Source organism: Spiroplasma citri, from assembly GCF_001886855.1.
Taxonomy (GTDB): domain Bacteria; phylum Bacillota_I; class Bacilli_A; order Mycoplasmatales; family Mycoplasmataceae; genus Spiroplasma; species Spiroplasma citri.
Genome location: NZ_CP013197.1, coordinates 959945 through 977739 on the forward strand (window position 1 = coordinate 959945; position 17795 = coordinate 977739).

17 protein-coding genes are annotated in these 17795 nt (G+C 30.0%); 1 reads left to right on the forward strand and 16 read right to left on the reverse strand.

Features of this window, described 5'->3' with window-relative positions:
- Positions 1-64 precede the first annotated feature (64 nt).
- The 14 genes from SCITRI_RS05440 to SCITRI_RS05505 form a co-directional block, all read right to left on the reverse strand.
- Complete coding sequence (locus SCITRI_RS05440) at positions 65-565, reverse strand: deoxycytidylate deaminase (protein WP_071937543.1); 501 nt, start codon at positions 563-565, stop codon at positions 65-67.
- Positions 553-1935, reverse strand: a complete 1383-nt coding sequence (locus SCITRI_RS05445) for a rhomboid family intramembrane serine protease (protein ID WP_071937544.1) — start codon at positions 1933-1935, stop codon at positions 553-555. Before SCITRI_RS05445 ends, SCITRI_RS05440 begins: the two co-directional genes overlap by 13 nt.
- A gap of 6 nt (positions 1936-1941) precedes the next feature.
- Entirely contained in the window at positions 1942-2862 is a 921-nt protein-coding gene (locus SCITRI_RS05450; protein WP_071937545.1) for an RluA family pseudouridine synthase, read from the reverse strand.
- Positions 2855-3442, reverse strand: coding sequence for a signal peptidase II (lspA, locus tag SCITRI_RS05455; RefSeq protein WP_071937546.1), 588 nt, complete (start codon positions 3440-3442; stop codon positions 2855-2857). Before lspA ends, SCITRI_RS05450 begins: the two co-directional genes overlap by 8 nt.
- A 30-nt stretch (positions 3443-3472) precedes the next feature.
- Positions 3473-6199, reverse strand: a complete 2727-nt coding sequence (gene ileS, locus SCITRI_RS05460) for an isoleucine--tRNA ligase (RefSeq protein ID WP_071937547.1) — start codon at positions 6197-6199, stop codon at positions 3473-3475.
- A gap of 234 nt (positions 6200-6433) precedes the next feature.
- Complete coding sequence (locus SCITRI_RS05465) at positions 6434-6838, reverse strand: hypothetical protein (RefSeq protein WP_071937548.1); 405 nt, start codon at positions 6836-6838, stop codon at positions 6434-6436.
- A gap of 173 nt (positions 6839-7011) precedes the next feature.
- Positions 7012-7605, reverse strand: coding sequence for a hypothetical protein (locus tag SCITRI_RS05470; protein ID WP_237237846.1), 594 nt, complete (start codon positions 7603-7605; stop codon positions 7012-7014).
- Positions 7598-8023, reverse strand: a complete 426-nt coding sequence (locus SCITRI_RS05475) for a cell division protein SepF (protein WP_071937549.1) — start codon at positions 8021-8023, stop codon at positions 7598-7600. Before SCITRI_RS05475 ends, SCITRI_RS05470 begins: the two co-directional genes overlap by 8 nt.
- A 2-nt stretch (positions 8024-8025) precedes the next feature.
- Positions 8026-9264 (reverse strand): cell division protein FtsZ, encoded by a 1239-nt coding sequence (ftsZ, locus tag SCITRI_RS05480; RefSeq protein WP_071937550.1) that lies wholly within the window; start codon positions 9262-9264, stop codon positions 8026-8028.
- Between the two features lie 36 nt (positions 9265-9300).
- On the reverse strand, positions 9301-10647 hold the full coding sequence (locus SCITRI_RS05485) for a cell division protein FtsA (protein ID WP_071937551.1): 1347 nt from the start codon (positions 10645-10647) through the stop codon (positions 9301-9303).
- 34 nt (positions 10648-10681) lie between these two features.
- A complete protein-coding gene (gene rsmH / locus SCITRI_RS05490) occupies positions 10682-11623 on the reverse strand; it encodes a 16S rRNA (cytosine(1402)-N(4))-methyltransferase RsmH (RefSeq protein ID WP_071937552.1) in 942 nt (313 codons plus the stop codon).
- A 3-nt stretch (positions 11624-11626) separates the two neighbouring features.
- On the reverse strand, positions 11627-12058 hold the full coding sequence (mraZ, locus tag SCITRI_RS05495) for a division/cell wall cluster transcriptional repressor MraZ (RefSeq protein WP_071938060.1): 432 nt from the start codon (positions 12056-12058) through the stop codon (positions 11627-11629).
- A gap of 238 nt (positions 12059-12296) precedes the next feature.
- Positions 12297-12473 (reverse strand): 50S ribosomal protein L32, encoded by a 177-nt coding sequence (gene rpmF, locus SCITRI_RS05500; protein WP_004027582.1) that lies wholly within the window; start codon positions 12471-12473, stop codon positions 12297-12299.
- The gene (locus SCITRI_RS05505) at positions 12473-12991 is read right to left on the reverse strand and encodes a DUF177 domain-containing protein (RefSeq protein WP_071937553.1); all 519 of its coding nucleotides are present in this window, start codon (positions 12989-12991) and stop codon (positions 12473-12475) included. Before SCITRI_RS05505 ends, rpmF begins: the two co-directional genes overlap by 1 nt.
- Before the next feature lie 153 nt (positions 12992-13144).
- Here SCITRI_RS05505 and SCITRI_RS05510 point away from each other — a divergent pair, with 153 nt between their 5' ends.
- Positions 13145-13987: a MurR/RpiR family transcriptional regulator gene (locus SCITRI_RS05510; RefSeq protein WP_071937554.1), complete on the forward strand. Its 843-nt coding sequence runs from the start codon at positions 13145-13147 to the stop codon at positions 13985-13987.
- Positions 13988-14108: 121 nt separating this feature from the next.
- Here SCITRI_RS05510 and pheT read toward each other — a convergent pair whose 3' ends face one another.
- Entirely contained in the window at positions 14109-16505 is a 2397-nt protein-coding gene (gene pheT, locus SCITRI_RS05515) for a phenylalanine--tRNA ligase subunit beta (RefSeq protein WP_071937555.1), read from the reverse strand.
- A 10-nt stretch (positions 16506-16515) separates the two neighbouring features.
- Positions 16516-17553 carry a phenylalanine--tRNA ligase subunit alpha gene (gene pheS / locus SCITRI_RS05520; protein WP_071937556.1) on the reverse strand — a complete coding sequence of 346 codons (1038 nt, stop codon included), beginning with the start codon at positions 17551-17553 and terminating at the stop codon, positions 16516-16518.
- Between the last annotated feature and the right edge of the window lie 242 nt (positions 17554-17795).

Sequence of the window (17795 nt, forward strand, 5' to 3'; positions counted from 1 at the left end):
ATAAAATAAGTTACTAAAGTATTTTGTTAATATTTGATAATTGATAGTTTTATTTGTAAATTAATTATTTTTCCTTTTGTCGTTCTACTATAACATTAATAATTGGTAAACAACGATAACGAACTTGTGCTTGGTCAAACATCCGTTTTGCTGCTTGATTATCATCGCTACCTTCGTATTTGTCATCATCATAAATAACTTCTTTAATTCCAGCTTGAATAATAATTTTTGTACATTCTGCACAAGGAAATAAAGTTGTATAAATCCGACAGTTTTCTAAATTTGTTCGTGCACTTAAAATGGCATTCAATTCAGCATGCGCAACATAAGGATATTTTGTTTCTAAATATTTCCCTTCTCGCGATCATGGAAAAACATCATCATTTAAGCCACGGGGTAAACCATTATAACCTGTCGCAATTATTTGTCCAATTTGATTAACAACACAACTGCCAACTTGGGTATGGGGGTCTTTGCTTCGCATTGCACAAACATGCGCAACGCTTAAGAAGAAATCATCTCATGATAAATAATCATTACGTTTTTTCTCTGCTACTGTTGTCATAAATTAGAGATTCCTTCCTTCAAGTTAGAAAAAATATCATTAAGATTAGCTTGACTTTGTAACAAAAAGATTGGTCAATTTGCTTTTGGATAAAAATAATAATTATTTAACATATCTTCAATTGCGCTCTGTTCCAATAAGCCTGCGCGGTAATAACTCAATAATGCATTAATAACAGCGCTATTAAAAGGTGGAACATAACGGATTCATAATAATGCAATTGTACTAACCACTATCATTGTTACAATAATAAAAACCGGATATAATATTGTTCAATTAACACGATGTGAACGGTTAAATTCTAAGGCATAACCAAGAGCACTACCAACAAAAAAGCCAACAAAATTAATTAAATAAAATGAATAACCTAAAAAGATTGGCATTATTAATAACCAAAGCATAATAATTAAAGTTCGTTGGTTTGCAATTAGAGCCCCTAAATCTTCTTTACCATAATTATAGCTAAATAAACTTCCTCATAAAATTGCTAATAAAATTGTTGACCCACCAAAAATTCAATTTGGTAATAGGGCTGCTAAAAAGACTCCCGCTAACGGAATTCCAGCCACTAAAATGATTGATAAGCGTCAACGCCCTAAAAGAGCTTCCACATAACGAGCAACACTAAAAATCAGAAATAAATTTAAAACTACTAACAATGGATTGCTTGAAAATAAAACATATGTTCATAATCGTCATCATTGATTATTTCAAATTAATAAATCACGTGTAACCCCACCATAAACAAGTTGGGTCGCTCCTTCGCTTAAACCTTGGGTATTAAAAATTTGAGCACCAAAAAAGATTCCAACAATTGGAATAATTAATAACAAAGCAATTAAAACTCAAGTAACACCAAGGTTATTGACACTTAATTTATCACTTAGTTGTTTTAAATTTTTTGTTAATTTACTATTAGGATCTTTAATCCCATCTAAAATTTCCTCAGTTGTCATTCCAGCCATTGAAGTATCATTTTCGTTATTTTTTTGCAACATTGTAATTTTAGGATAATAAGTACTTAAACGATCAAGATAATTATTTTTATCAACAAATAATGTTACATCGCCATTATCATCTTTATAAATTTGCGAACGATTTTCAATTAAAACAATTGATAAAATAGTAAGTTTTGCGCGTTGAAATTTCTTATTTAAAAAAGTCTTTAACGTTTGCACAACTTCATCATTAATGATGAAGTCATTAAATTCACCACTAAAATCATCAATAATTTTAATAATTTGAAATTCTTTACTATCAACTTTATATAAATAAACATTATTATTGCGTGGTTTATTTTTATAAACATTGTATTTTTCTTGTTTTAAAAAATAATCAACTAGAGATAACTTATCTTTATCAAAACTCATTGTTTTCTATCCTTTCGCGCGTAATATTGCTAATCTTTGTTCAAACTCTTGTGGTAAGGCTGCTGTAATGGTCAGAGATTCTTTAGTAACTGGATGAATAAACCTTAATTGATATGCATGCAGATATTGTCCAAAACTTTCTTTTTTATCAGCGACTGTGCCATATAACGGATCACCAACAATAGGATGATTAATGTATTTTAGATGGGCTCGAATTTGATGAGTTCGTCCGCTTTCTAATTCACACTCTATATAAGTATAATCATTAAAGCGTTCAATTACAACAATATTAGTTAATGCTTTTTTAGAATTTTTTGCTGTGACTACCATTTTCTTACGGTTATTAGGGTCACGCCCAATCGGCGCGTCAATTTTTGCCCGATTTTCAATGATTTGACCATGAACAAGAGCTAAATAGCGGCGTTGTAACTGCTTTGTTTGAATTTGTTGCTGTAGTTGATGATGAACAACATCATTTTTAGCAATAATTAAAGTTCCCGTTGTTTGGCGATCAATCCGGTGCACAATTCCAGGCCGTTGTTCACCACTAGCAGTTGACCACTGCACCCCTCGTGCTAATAAAGCATTAACTAAAGTATCATTCTGGTGCCCTGGGGCTGGATGAACAACTAAATTATTTGGTTTATCAATAACCATTAAATAACTATCTTCATACAAAATTGTTAATGGGATTGCCAAGGGTGTTAATTCACTTGCTTTAGCACTTGGAAATTCAATGATAACATGGTCTCCAATTTGACTAACATAATTTGCCCGTACAACTTGCCCATTAACTTGAACTTTCTCTTGCTTAATTAATTCTTGTATTTTAGTTCGTGAAAAAGGAGTGGTATTTGTTTTAAAATAATCAGTTAAAATTTTATCAATTCGAGCTGATGATGAAACAATTAACGTAAACTTAGCCATTTGAATTCGAATGCTCTTCACGTTTGTTTCGTGCTCGTTCACGATAAAACTGAATAATTTCAATAATAATAGCAAGAATTAAGACAATAACACCAAATGTTACTCAAGTATCAGCTAAATTAAACACACTATAAGGTGGAAATAAAATTCATGCTAGAAAATCAACAACACCACCATGATTTCACATTCGGTCAATTAAATTCCCAAAGCCACCCGTCGTAATCATAATTAAACCAACGGCGGCAATTTTATTATTAATATATAAAAAAATACTAAATGCAAACAAAGTAATGAAAACTGCACCAACAATGACAAGTGGAAAATTATCAGCGTTTGTCCCAAAAACAATTCCTTTATTAACCATAAATTTAAAATTAATAAATCCATCAAGAAATTTAACTTCGGGAGCCGCTGGGTCATGTGACAATAAATGAAAAGCTAATTGCTTCGTAATAATATCTAAAATTAATAACGAAATAAAAATTGATAGGCAAACTTGGATTTTATATTTTCAAATATAATTCCGATTTTTAAAATGGTCTTTAAAATCATATCAAAATTGTTTTGTTCGTTCTTTCATTTGCTTTTGACTCCTTTTTCGTTTTATACATTATCGCACATTTTTTGCCGATAAAACATTAAAACAACGATTACAAATTTCATTATTTTGTCCATTTAACTGATTATAAATCATTCAACAACGTTGGCATTTTAGACCATCTTTTTCTTGAACTTTTAAATAACTAGTTTCATATTCCGTTAAGTTCCGATGGTCAGTAGTAAAAATAATTTCACTAACAATAAAAATTTGATATAAATCTTTAATTGTTGCTAAACTTGCATAGAGTGGTTTTAAAGCAATCGTTACTTGACACTCTAATGATTTTTTAATTTCTTTTTGTTCACGACGACGTTCTAATTCTTTGTTAACATCATCTCGTAACTTTAACACTTGGTCTCATTTTGCAACTAACTTATCATTAATTGACATTGTTAAAACAAAATTTTCTTCTAAATGAACCGAGCTTTGTTGGTGGGGATATGTAATAAAGCGGTGGCTTTCTTCAACGGTATGCGGAATAATTGGTTTTAAAACATCAACTAAAATCCGATATAAATAATATAATGTTGTTTGTACCGCACGACGACGTGGTGATTTCATTTCCTCAATATATAAAATATCTTTTGTAAAATCCAAATAAAATTTTGATAATGTTTTTGTAACAAAATTATTAATTAAAGTATAAACATTATTAAAAATAAATTCTTCATAATTTTTATTTACTTTTTGTTGAAATTCACGAGCTAAATGTAAGACATAATAATCAACTTCCGCTAATTTTGGTTGTAAATCTGTTAGTGGATTAAAATCATTTAAATTTGCTAACAAAAACCGCAATGTATTACGAATTTTTCGATAAGCTTCAGCAATTTGTTTTAAAATTTCTGAACCAATTTTAACATCATCACGATAATCAACCGAAGCTACTCACATTCGCAAAATATCAGCCCCACACTGGTCAGTAATCGATAATGGGGAGATAACATTGCCCAATGATTTACTCATTTTTCGCCCTTTTTCATCATTAGCAAACCCATGTGATAAAACAACTTGATAAGGAGCATGTCCTGTTGCAACAACCGAAGTAATTAGCGATGAATTGAATCACCCTCGAAATTGATCAATTCCTTCCAAATAAACATTAACGGAATGGGGCAAATTATATTCTTTGGTTACTGCTAAATTACTAACTCCACTATCAAATCAAACATCCATAATATCTTGTTCTTTTTGTCAATTGCGATTTTGATAAGCTGGTGGTAACAGTTGATCAGCACTTCATTCAAATCAAATGTCCGTTGTTTTTGCTTTTGCAAATAAATTAATAACATGTTCAATTAATTCTGTTGTAAATTGTGGTTGATTGTTTTCATCATAAAAGGCAATAATTGGCACACCCCATAATCTTTGTCGAGAAATACATCAATCCTGACGATTTTCAATCATTGTTTCCATTCTTTTTGCTGCTCATTGTGGATTCCATTGTACTTGTTTAATTTCACTTAATAATTCTGGTTTAATTTTTTCAATTGAAACAAATCATTGTGCTGTTGCTCGGTAAATAACTGGTTTTTTTGTTCGTCAATCAATTGGATAACGATGCTTTGTAAACTTTAATTTTAACAAAGCACCATTTTGTTCTAATCGTTGTCCAATCATTTTATTAGCATCTTCATAATAAACACCAACTAAACTATTATCTGCTACTTCAGCGGTATATTTTCCAGCATCATCTAACGGGGCAAAGATTGGAATATTATTAGCCCGCGCAATTAAATAATCATCTTCACCAAATCCGGATGCTGTATGAACAATTCCTGTTCCAGCTTCAACAGTAACATGGTGGCCAAGCACAACAAGGCTATCACGTTCATATAAAGGATGTTTTGTAATAATGCCAACTAATTTGGCACCAACCACTTCTTCCACAATTTTAACTTTTTTTCAATTTAATAATGTTTGCAGTTGGTCTAATAAAACCTTAGCAAATAAATATTTTTCATCCTCAACAAGTACTTCAACATAAACAATATCTTTGCCGACCGCTAATAATTGATTCATTGGAATTGTTCACGGTGTTGTTGTTCAAATCAAAAATTTTGTTCCTGGGTTAATTGTCTTATTTCCTGTTGTCACCGTAAAAGTTACATAAATTGATGGTGATGTTAAATCAGCATATTCAATTTCTGCCTCTGCTAAAGCTGACTCACTTGAAGGTGATCAATAAATTGGTTTTAATTGGCGATAAACTAATTTTTTTTGGACCATTGTTTGAAATAAACGTAATTGTTCTAATTCATATGCCAAATCTAATGTCACATATTTTTTCTGAAAATCACTAAATAATCCTAGCCGACTAAATTGCGTAATTTGTTTTTCAATTTGGTCTAAAGCATATTGGCGGCAAATTTGGCGAAATGCGACTGGTAGGGTTGTTTTCCGATCAACTCCACTTTTAACAACAGCAGTTTCAATTGGCAAACCATGCGTATCTCAGCCACAAATTCACGGACTATAAAATCCTTTTTGGTTATAATAACGAACAATAAAATCTTTTAAGATTTTATTTAAGGCGTGACCAACATGTAAATCTCCGTTTGCATACGGAGGCCCATCATGTAAAATAAAGGCTTGGTTGCTAACATTATGTTGGTAGCGTACTGAAACAACATTTGTTTTAAGTCATTCTAACTGAATTTGTGGTTCTTTTTCCGCCAAGTTAGCTTTCATTTCAAATAAAGTATTGGGAGTTAATAATGTATCTTTATAATTCATTCGTGTTTTTTCCTTTCTGTCATAAAAAAAGTAAGACTATAAGAGCGCCAATGCGCGGTACCATCTTACTTTATAAATATTGCAATAATATTTACCTTTTTTTCTTAATTTTAAATTGTAAAAACAAGAGATAATTATTTGTCTTTTATGATTAGCTCACATCATCCTAATCTTGCTATAATAAAACGATCAAATAACCGTGGTTTGTTTTCCTATAAGTAAATCTTACACTATTTATTTAATTTTGTTAATAATTTCTTTTTTAATCAATTCTGTAATTCGTTCACCATCGTTAATGGAAAAGGCATAAATTCGTTTATTTCTTTCTAAAAAATCATCAATTACTTTTAACACATTTTGGGGATTATGCCGATTATGATCAATGTCATCAAGTAATACCGAAATTTCTTCTTTAAAAGCATAAGAAAAATCAACTGCTTTCATAATAATGCGTCCTGCATTATGACTTGCAACTTCAAATGCTTCGCGTGACTTTTCGATATTATAACGTGAAATATGCTCTAAATGTTGCAATTCTTGTAAACGCAACATTAATTGTCGATTATCGTATGTTAATTTTTCAATAATTTCATTTTGTTCATAAATAACTGTCCGTAAATCTTTCTCTTGTCCTGCCATATTTTCCCCTACTTTTATGCAAATTTTGCAATTGTAATTCGATAATGTTGATTTTTTGATGGTAAAATTGCATTAATTTTAAAACGACGATACCGTTTTATTGATATTATAATATCACAAGAAACTTGAAAAGTCTTATTATTTACCACGGAAAAATTAACATAAACATAATTTTAATCAACATATTTTTGTGCTTGTTGTCGTGAAACATTACAAAATATTGCACTTACTACCGCATCTAGTCGTAAACTTTTTACTGTCTTTGTAAAAATAGTAAATTGGTATTCAATAACAACCGGAGCAGGATTAATCGTTCAAATTAATAAATTCTTTTGAACAATTAATGGGGCATCAACAAACACGGGAATAATTTTCTTTAAAAGACTTAAATATAAATCATTCGCTGTGATATATAAATTGCCAATGACTCGTAATTCTAATTGTAATTGGTTTAAAATAAAACCAAGCACCTGATGATGTTGAAAAAAATGCGATGTTGGTTGTTTCGCATGTAAAATAACTGCATGATCGTGGCTAGTATTAAAGCTAACTGTTGCACGAAAACCATTTGTTAATGGTTTATGAATAACATAATTAGAAATTTTTTCTTGTGCCAAGATTGCTTGTAAAATTGCAATTTGCCGTAAATCAAGAAAATCTGTGTGAATAACTTGACCGCGGCGTGCTTGTTCACATCATCCTTTAATCTTATTAATTAATTCATAATCTTGCTGATAATGTTGCAATAATTGGGTTTTATTAAGCATCTTTTTGAATTGTAAATTGGTAGGTTTTATAATCAATTTTTTGAACATCACCATCAAAAGCATACATAGCACCACTAATAAAGTCCAATAACCGTATTCGTTCTGCCTTTGGTAATTTTTCTAAATGAACAATTAATTGTCCTTTTGCCAATAATAAATCCGCCATTTTTGGAGCATCATTATAACTATCAGCAATGAAGCTAGTTGTAAAGACACTTGTATCACTACTAGTCTCCGAAGAATTTTGAATTTCGTTTTCACGCTCAAAATTCACCTTTTGAAAGGGTGTTTCTGGAGCAAGAACAGGTTTTGCTAATAGTTGATCACTATGGACGATTGGTTCGGTTGGGCTATCATTAAAATCAATTCGTGGTTGAGCGTCGTAAATACTTCGTTGTTTTTTCTTAAAAATGCTCATTATTATCAACTACGACGAACAAATGGTGGTAAATCATCATCATCATCGTCATGTTCAACTACTTGATTATTATTAACATGCTCTCGTCACGTATTAATTCGACGGTTTGCATTTGCTGTTTCACGTTCAGAATTTTCTGATAAATTAGTGAAATAACTTGGTCGTTTACGAGCAATATCTTGATCATTGTTATCATCATTAATCTTCTCAGCGTCACGAGTTGGGCGCGGTGCTGGTGCTTCATATTCTTCCATTGAAGCACGATAAGTATTATCCGGATTAGTAAAATTTTGTTCTTCATCAAACCCAGTCGCAATTACAGTTACAATCATTTCATCATCTAAATGCTCATTAACTGCTGTTCCAAAAATAATATTAACTTCGCCGCCAATTGCTTGTTTAACAATATCAACAGCGTCATTAGCATCATTTAAGGTTAAGGTATTTCCACCAGTAACATTAATAATAGCATCACGTGCACCACGGATTGACGCTTCTAATAATGGAGAAATAATTGCTTTATTAGCAGCTTCAATTGCTTTATCTTTACCTAAACCAATACCGATCCCAAATAAAGCATTCCCTTTATTTTTCATAACAGTCTTAATATCTGCAAAGTCTAAATTAATTAAGGATGGTACTGCAATTAAATCAGTAATGGTTTGAACTCCTTGGCGTAAAATATTATCGGCTTCTTTGAACGAATCTTTTAATGGGACACCCCCAATGACTTCTAATAAGCGATCATTTGAAATAATAATTAATGAATCAACATGCTTACGTAGTTCTTCCGTCCCTTGGATGGCATAACTATTGCGCGCACGACCTTCAAATGAAAATGGCGTTGTAATAATTCCAACGGTTAAAGCGCCTTGTTCTCTAGCAAGTTTGGCAATAATAGGAGCAGCCCCAGTTCCAGTTCCACCACCCATTCCAGCGGCAACAAAAACCATATCTGCCCCTTTTAAAACATCTTTAATTTCTTCTGCTGATTCAATTGCTGCTTGGCGACCAACATCAGGATTAGCACCTGCTCCTAGCCCCTTCGATGTTTCTTTACCCAATACAATTTTATTTTTTGACTTTGAAACACTAATAATCTGGGCATCAGTATTAGCAACAATAAATTCAACCCCTTGCACGCCTGCTTCAATCATACGATTAACCGCATTATTACCAGCACCACCAATACCGATCACTTTTATTGACGCGACTTGTTCATAATTATCAAAATTGTCCATAACCTTAATTCCTCCATTTTTTATATATTATACTATTTATTTAATATTTTGGTAGTATTTTTGTTGATATTGTTGTGAACCATTTAAATGCTGTTTACTTAGCGGCATAACCCCTTGTGCTGGATTAACATTACCGCCTGGTTGGTAATGCTCACCATTTTTGTCACTTCGTGGTCCTTTTTTATCACAATTATTATTTAAGTAACGAATATAACGATGATCAACCGATTGAATATTTGTTGCACTAACTTTATTTGCTAAATGTTGATAATAAATATTTCCCAATAAGCCAGTACATCATGTTTCTTTTGCTCCTAATGTTGAAGCAATATAAACAGTAACATTTTTATCTTTATTTAACGCCAACAGATTTTCTTTAAACCCACTAATTCGTAAAATTTCACCAACAACAACCATTGGATAGTTATAGCGCCCTAAGCTATTAGCTAACTTTTCACTTAATGTTTCCATTTCTTCTGTTAAAACATGATTAACAATTCGTTTTAAATCATAATGGGTAAAGTTTAATTGTGTTTGGTGTTGATGATCATATTTGCTGTAAATAATTAAATTATCTTTACTATTATTATTTAAATTAATAATTTTGTATAAATATTTTAGTGCTTGCTTATTATCACAACTTAAGACATTACGTAACCGCGTAATTATTTTTTTAATCCCACCCGGAATAATAATTTGATCGCATAAAGTTTCACGAACAAAGACATAAGCGGTAACATTATCATAATCTCAATTAATAATTGTAATACCATTTTGCAAATCAACTGGTGATGCAATATTTCACGCAAGACTAAACCCTTCTGGAAGGATACCCATAACTTCAATTTTGGCATATTTAAGGGTAGCAAAAATACTTTGAATAATTCGTTTTTTTGTTACATAAACAATTGCCTTAATACTTACTTTGTGCGCCGCCTGCCCTATTGGTGGCGCTGATAATGCTTTTTGTTCATTCAAAATGTAACGATATGGTCTAATAAAAAAAGTAGTTTCATCATCTAATAAAGGAACTTCTTTTGCTAATGTAATTAATGAATCAATATCATTTCTTGTAATTAGACGATCATGTGTTAAATTTAGCATTTTGGTTGAAGTTTTAATTGTCATATTATTAGCTGGAATACTAATTGCCACTCGTTCAATCACAATTCCTAATTGTCGATTTGCATTTTTAATTAAATTAACTAATTCTTTAGCCACATTTTTTTCATCAATAATGATACCATTATCACAAAAATGATATTCAAGATGTCTTTTATAAAGTACTTTAATTTGTGATTCAGTATAAACACCAACCATAAAACTAAAACTATAATTTTTAATTACTAACACAGCATATACTTCTTTTAACTTATATTCCACTTCGTTCACCTACTCCTTTTAAAATTTTAGAATATTATTTCACCCGTTCTAATATTCTTAATTTAGCACTTGTACTCCGATGATTTCTTGCTTGTTCAGTTCCCGAAGGTACGATTGCTTTTTTGATAATAATCTGATAATTACTTTCAAAATGTGATATTACTGGTAATTGTTGATTTATTTCATAATTAGGATCTTTTGTTAAACTCTGAAAATATTTTTTAACAATACGATCTTCTAATGAATGAAATGAAATAACAACTAAGCGACCATGCACTGCTAATAAAGTTGTTGCTTGTAGTAATGATTCTTGTAAAACAAATAACTCTTGATTTACTTCAATCCGTAATGCTTGAAAAACTCGTTTTGCCGGATGTTTCGCTTTTTTTAAAATTTTTTGTGGCAAGCTTTTTTTAATGATTTCAACAAGATGGAAAGTAGTAACAATTTCTTGTGTATTACGAGCAATAACAATGTTTTTTGCAATTACTTTTGCAAATGGTTCTTCACCATAATCCTGAAAAAGTTTTGCTAAAGCTTCTTGTGAATAAGTATTAACAATGATTTTTGCGGTTAATTCTTGCTTTTGATTCATCCGCATGTCTAATAGACTATCATAACGATAACTAAAACCACGGTTATCATCATCTAATTGTGGCGATGATACTCCGAGGTCATATAAAATCCCATTAACTGCTTTAACTTGTCGTACTTGTAATTCAGCAGCTAAATTAACAAAATTATTTTTAATAATTTCATAATTATGATATTTACTTTCCTGCAAAATTTGTTTAGAAGCAATAATTGCTGCTTCATCTTGTTCAAAACAATATAGCTTTCCATTTGGAAGATGTTTTAAAATTTCAAGACTATGTCCAGCTCGCCCTAAGGTACAATCAACATAAATCCCATTGTTTAGAATATTTAAACCGGCAATTGCTTCTTGTAATAAGACTGTTTGATGTTTAAATTCCATACATTAAATTTTTTCCTCAAAATTTTTTGCCGCTTCTTCGATTCTTGGCGCTTGTTCAATATATACTTCTCAAACTTTTGGATCTCATAATTCTAAGTGGTCATTGTTTCCAATAATAACAACATCTTTTACAATATTTGTTTTATTTTGTAAAATGGACGAGATTTTAATTCGTCCAGCATTATCGAAAGTAGTTTCATCCGACATTGACATAATTTTTCGTGTCAAAGCCCGTCCTTCGGCTCTGGCTTGTCCAGTTGAAGCAACTTTTTCTGTTCACTTTAACCATTCAGCTTCATTACGAACATCAATACAACCATCAAAACCAAGAGAAATAAAGACTTTATCATCTTTAAACTGTTCTCTCATTTTAGAAGGAATTGTTAATCGTCCTTTATCATCTAATGTATGATTGTAAGTTCCTAATAATGCCATTTTGCCCCATTCTCCCCCACTTTCATACATATTGTATTATACTATTTCCCATATTGCAACACTTTTCCTAAAAAATTTTTTACAAAAAAATAATCCTACTAATAAGTCAATAATTAAAGGATTTTTTAAAATGTAAATTGTAAAGAGAACAAAAATAATGGTCCACAACTAAGATATATAATCAAAAAAAAAAAAAAAAAGAATCTCCTGATCCCTTCCCATAATTAGTTATTATAACCTAATCAACTCTAATAACTTCTTTATCCTTATAATATCCACATTCACGACAAACTCTATGTGGCTTAATTAATGCTCCACAATTCTTACATGCTATCAAAGTTGCTCCAACTAATTTAAAATGTGTTCGGCGTTTTCTTTTTGCCTGCTTGGATGTTTTTCGAAATGGTACCGCCATTATTTCTCCTCCTTTGTTGTTTTAACTAATTTTTCGTGTAACTGTTCTCATCGTGAATCCGCTTGAGCTGCTTGATACGCTGCAAATTCTTCTTCCGAAAAAACTTGCCAAGTTGAATCACCACTAATTATTTTATCACTATTTTTAGATAAATTAATAGGAATATTCATAATTATTTCATCTCACGCATAATTCATTATATCAAAATTTTGCTCATTTAAGTAATTAATATCACTTTTTTTAAAAAATTTAAAACTATATTTATCATTTCATTCTAAATTAACTGGAACAGAAAAATGTTCTAATGTCTGAGCATCCTCAACAACAATTTCACCAATAATTGTTGCAATAATATTAATCGCATTAAGATCTGGGTGATAATTAATAATTCCCTTAATGGTAATATCTTTGATTCCTCTAATATTAACCGAATAATCTAGTAATTCTGGACTAATATTTAATGGTATATCAACGATAACTTGTGGTTGTTTAATAAAATCTGTTTCTGTATAAATCATTTTGTTCCCTCATTATTGACTTTTTCTGTCAAATTTCAATAATCTTGCCATAATAAAACTTTTGTTAAATTATTCATTAATATAATATAATATAATATAATTATACATTTATTTTTATAAAATATAAATGTGCTGTAAAAATGAGGAGCCAAAATGAAAATTATAACATATGACAAAGAAAACCAATTAACTGATTTACAGATTCAATTAATTGAAAAATTAAATAATGACATTCAAAGTGTTCTAGAATTAACTATTAACGAATTAGCAGATAACCTTTTCATCAATACTTCAACCTTAAGTCGGTTAATTAAAAAATTGGGGTTTGAAAATTATAGTAAATTTAAAGTATGAGTTGCTGGAAAGTATAATAATATCAAAAAATTCGATATTCAAGAAAATGAGACAACTCTCCATAATATTATTGATAATATTTATAAACTAAACACTTATGCCTTAGATGAAACTTACCGAAATTTAAAAGTTAATCAATTAGAAAAAATCATTGATACAATTCATGATAGTGAACGAATTGTTATTTGGGGAATTAGTCGCCACACTTTAATTTGCGAAAATTTAAATTTACACTTAAATGTTTTAAAATATAATTCAACTTATCTTGTTAATTATTATGCCACAATTCAATTAATTGAAACTCTTAGTGAAAATGATTTATTAATTTTAATTTCAAAAAGTTTACAAGATGCTGAATATCATTTTCTAATTGATATTGCAACAAAACGAAATGTTAAAATTATTTTATTAACTATTAACAAAGAATATAAAGGACCACCTAATTTGCAAAAACTAACCTTAGAAAATACTGAAATTTTAAATTTTTATGTTGATAATCCCCATTATGTTTCGCGGTTAATGCTAATTAATATTGTTTTTGGGATGTTAATTGCAAAATATCATCCTACTCATAATGAAGAATACAAAGATTATTATACAGCCATTGATGAATGACATGAATATGTTAAAAAACTAAAATAACTAGTGAACATCTGCTTCAAAAGATGTTCTTTTTTATATGATAAATAAAATGCTGCCTAATTAAAAGGATTAAGCTTGTTTACGATAAATTATTAACTTAATCCTCAATAAATGTTCTTTTCTAACGAATTTGTAATTGTAATTTCTTCAAATTCATTTTAATTTGTTCAAATTGTTGGTTAATATCTGCTTCAGTTAACTGTTTTGTCATATCATTAAACGTAAAACTAATTGTTAAAGCAACATAGTTAGGCATTTCTTTATGATCAAAATACTGGTCAATAACTTCTATCGCAACAACATTTTTTACACCAGTTAAAATCTTTTTCTTAATTTGCTCATAGGTTACTGTGGCGGGTACCCAAATTGAGATGTCACGATTACTTGCGCTAAATTTAGAAAGCGGTGTAAAAAATGTTTGTTTTTTCTGCGGATAATTAAAAATTACCTCAAAATTAATTTCGCCAAAATAAGTTGCACTTTTTAGATTAACTTCTTTCTGATATGCAGGATGAATCAGACCAATAATTGCTAATAATTGTTTTCCTAAAAAAACATGACTAGTTTGATAAGGGTGGTAAACCTTATTTTTTGGTGCTTGTTGATATGATAATTCATTAATATCAATTTGTTCACTTTGTACATAAGCTTCCAATAAGCTTTTAATATAATAATATGAATTAGAAAGATTATCTCCTGTTATTTTATTTTGAACAATTTCTACTTGGCTTACAAAGGCCCCATGATAATAACTTTTCTCATTTGCATAAATTTTTTCAACAGTAAATAATTTAACATTTTTTTGATTTCGAGCATTATTATATCCGACACTATTTAATAAACTATTTGTTAAACTTAAGCGCATTACCGCATGTTCTTCTGATAAGGGAGATAATAATTGATATGGTTTTTGATAATTAAAAAAATTAAAATTAGTAATTTCCTCTTGTTTAACTAATGCATATGTTTTTGCCTGATAAAAACCATTATTTAAAAAGAAAGTTTCAAAATTTTTAATTGTTTTTTCAGCGGGACGTTTAGCTTTAACTAGATTTGGTAAAACTGGCGGTTTAGCAATAATGTTATTATAACCAAATAGCCGCACAATTTCTTCAATTAAATCAACTTTTTGGAAAATATCAGTACGGGTTACTGGTGGTGTCACAAACAATTGTTCGCCTTCTTCTTTAAATTGGAAAGCTAATGGTTCTAATAAAGCTTTAATTTCTAATAAGGTAAAAGAATGACCAATAAATTGATTAATCTCAAGTAAGGTAATGCTAATTGGTTCAACTGTTTTCTTATATTCTTTAATAAAATTTAAAACTGATAACTCTGCCAAAAAACCATTAATTTTTAATAAGTACAAATAACGTGATAATCCTAACCCAACAGTAGCATAACTAAGCGGTTTAATATAACGATGCAAATTAATATTACTAATGCCAACTTTTCGTTGTTGTTGACGCATTACAATATGATTTAAATGGAGTGCTAACACTGTTATTTCCGTTGTTGTAGCACTAATAGCATAAGCCGGATTAACACGAATCCCAATTAATTCAACAAATTCATTCCCCTCAACAACAACTAAATCACCTTTTTTAATATTAAAAGTTTTATTTTCATAATCATCAGTAATTTTTAAAGGGTTTTTAATTTTATTAAAATCATAAAGCAATAATGGTTGGCCTGTCTCAAGCGTTGCTTTAATTGCTAAATCGCCAAATGGATCTGCTATATTTGATTGATATTCATTAATTTTTAACCAAATTCGATCTGATAATTTTAGCGGACTTTTTTCTGGTGTTAATTTAACAACATTAACGCTAATTGCTGATTCAACTGCTGATGTTGCAATTACTACTTTTAATGGATTTTGATATTCTTTTAAATTTTCTGTTGATTCTAACTCTAACGGAAATAATTCTCGTTTAAAATAGCGAGCTAATTCACGAGCTAACTCGTAAGCACTTAAACAATCACTTCGATTTAATGTTAAATCAATCTCAAATAAATAATCAGTTAAACCAATTTTAGTTAAAATATCTTCAGCACCAATCATATCATATGAAACTTCTTTTTCATTAAAAGTTAAAATAATTTCATCTTGTTCGGCTGCTGTTAAATATTTTTCATCAATTCCTAATTCACTTAATGAACACATCATTCCTTCCGAAGCATATTCTTTAATTTCACATTTTGCAATTTTTGTTCCATTTGCTAAGACTGCTCCTGGACGAGCAACAACAACATATCCGTTTTCAGCTGGGTTACTAGCTCCACAAACAATTGGATCAACTAATTCTTGGCCTGTATCAACGAGACAAAACTTTAAATGCGTATCAGGAATTTCATTAACCACTTGAATTCGGCCACAAACAATATTGCTATTACAATCAAAATTATGCGTACGTTCTACTTCAAAACCTAAACTATTTAAAGCAGCAGCAATATCAGCATTACTAATATCAGTAAAATCAATATATTTATTTAATCATCTTCTTGTAATAATCATTTTAAACCTCCTAATCAAATTTCTTAAATTGTTCTAAAAAGCGAATGTCATTCGTATAAAAACGACGAATATCATCAATCCCATATTTTAACATCGCAATTCGTTCAATTCCAATCCCAAAAGCAAAGCCAGTTAATGTTGGATCTTGACCACATGCTTCATAAACAAGCGGATTAATCATCCCAGACCCCATAATCTCAATTCATCCAGTTTGCTTGCAAATTGAACAACCTTTACCTTGACAATTAACACAAGTAACATCAACTTCAACTGACGGTTCTGTAAATGGAAAAAAACTTGGCCGTAAACGGATTTGCGTCGCTTCACCAAACATTCTTTGGCAAAAGTATTGAATTGTTCATTTTAAATTAGCAAAAGTAATATTTGGAGCAACTAAAAATCCATCAATTTGCATAAATTGGTGTGAATGCGTAGCATCATCATCATCCCGACGATAAGTATTTCCGGTTGAAATCATCGCAATAATTTCGTTTTTACTTTTCATCTGCGAAATTGCACGGGCTGTCATATTGGTACAATGTGTTCGTAATAATGTATTTTTAGACAAATAAAATGTATCTTGCATATCACGAGCGGGATGCCCTAATGGTAAATTTAAGCGTTGAAAATTATATTCATCATCATCAACTTCAGTTCCAAACACAATATCATATCCTAATTCTTGGAATAATTGAGAAATTTCATCAATAACTTGGTTTAAAGGATGCTTTGTTGCTAACACTAAATTATATCCTGGTAACGACAAATCAATTTTTTCTTGTTCAATTGTTGCTAATAATAAAGCATTTTCTAATTCTGTCTTTTTAGTTTGACATAATACGGTTAATTCCTCTTTAATTTGATTTGCTTTTTGTCCAATTGTTAAACGTTCTTGATGCGTTAAATCTTTCATTTTTTTCAATAAATCATTCAACATTGCTTTTTTTCCCAAATATTTTAATTGAAGCGTATTAACTTCCGCTACTGTTTTTGCTGCTTTAATTTTTTTTGTTGCTTGATTAAATAATAACTCTAATTCTTTTTCCATTGCTTGGTCCTTTCTTGTTGAAGTCTAATTAAGTTAGAAAAATCCTTGTCTATATTAAAAAATATAAACAAGGAGCAATTTCTTACGGTACCATCTTTTTTTACTAATAAATAGTCTTAATTACAGTTAACGAATCATTAATATCAATAATCCGGCTGGGATTAGCAGCTCTCATTAGGTGAATTCCTTAATATCTCACCAGTTATTTGCACCATCCATAACCTCTCTGACGATAAGCGTAT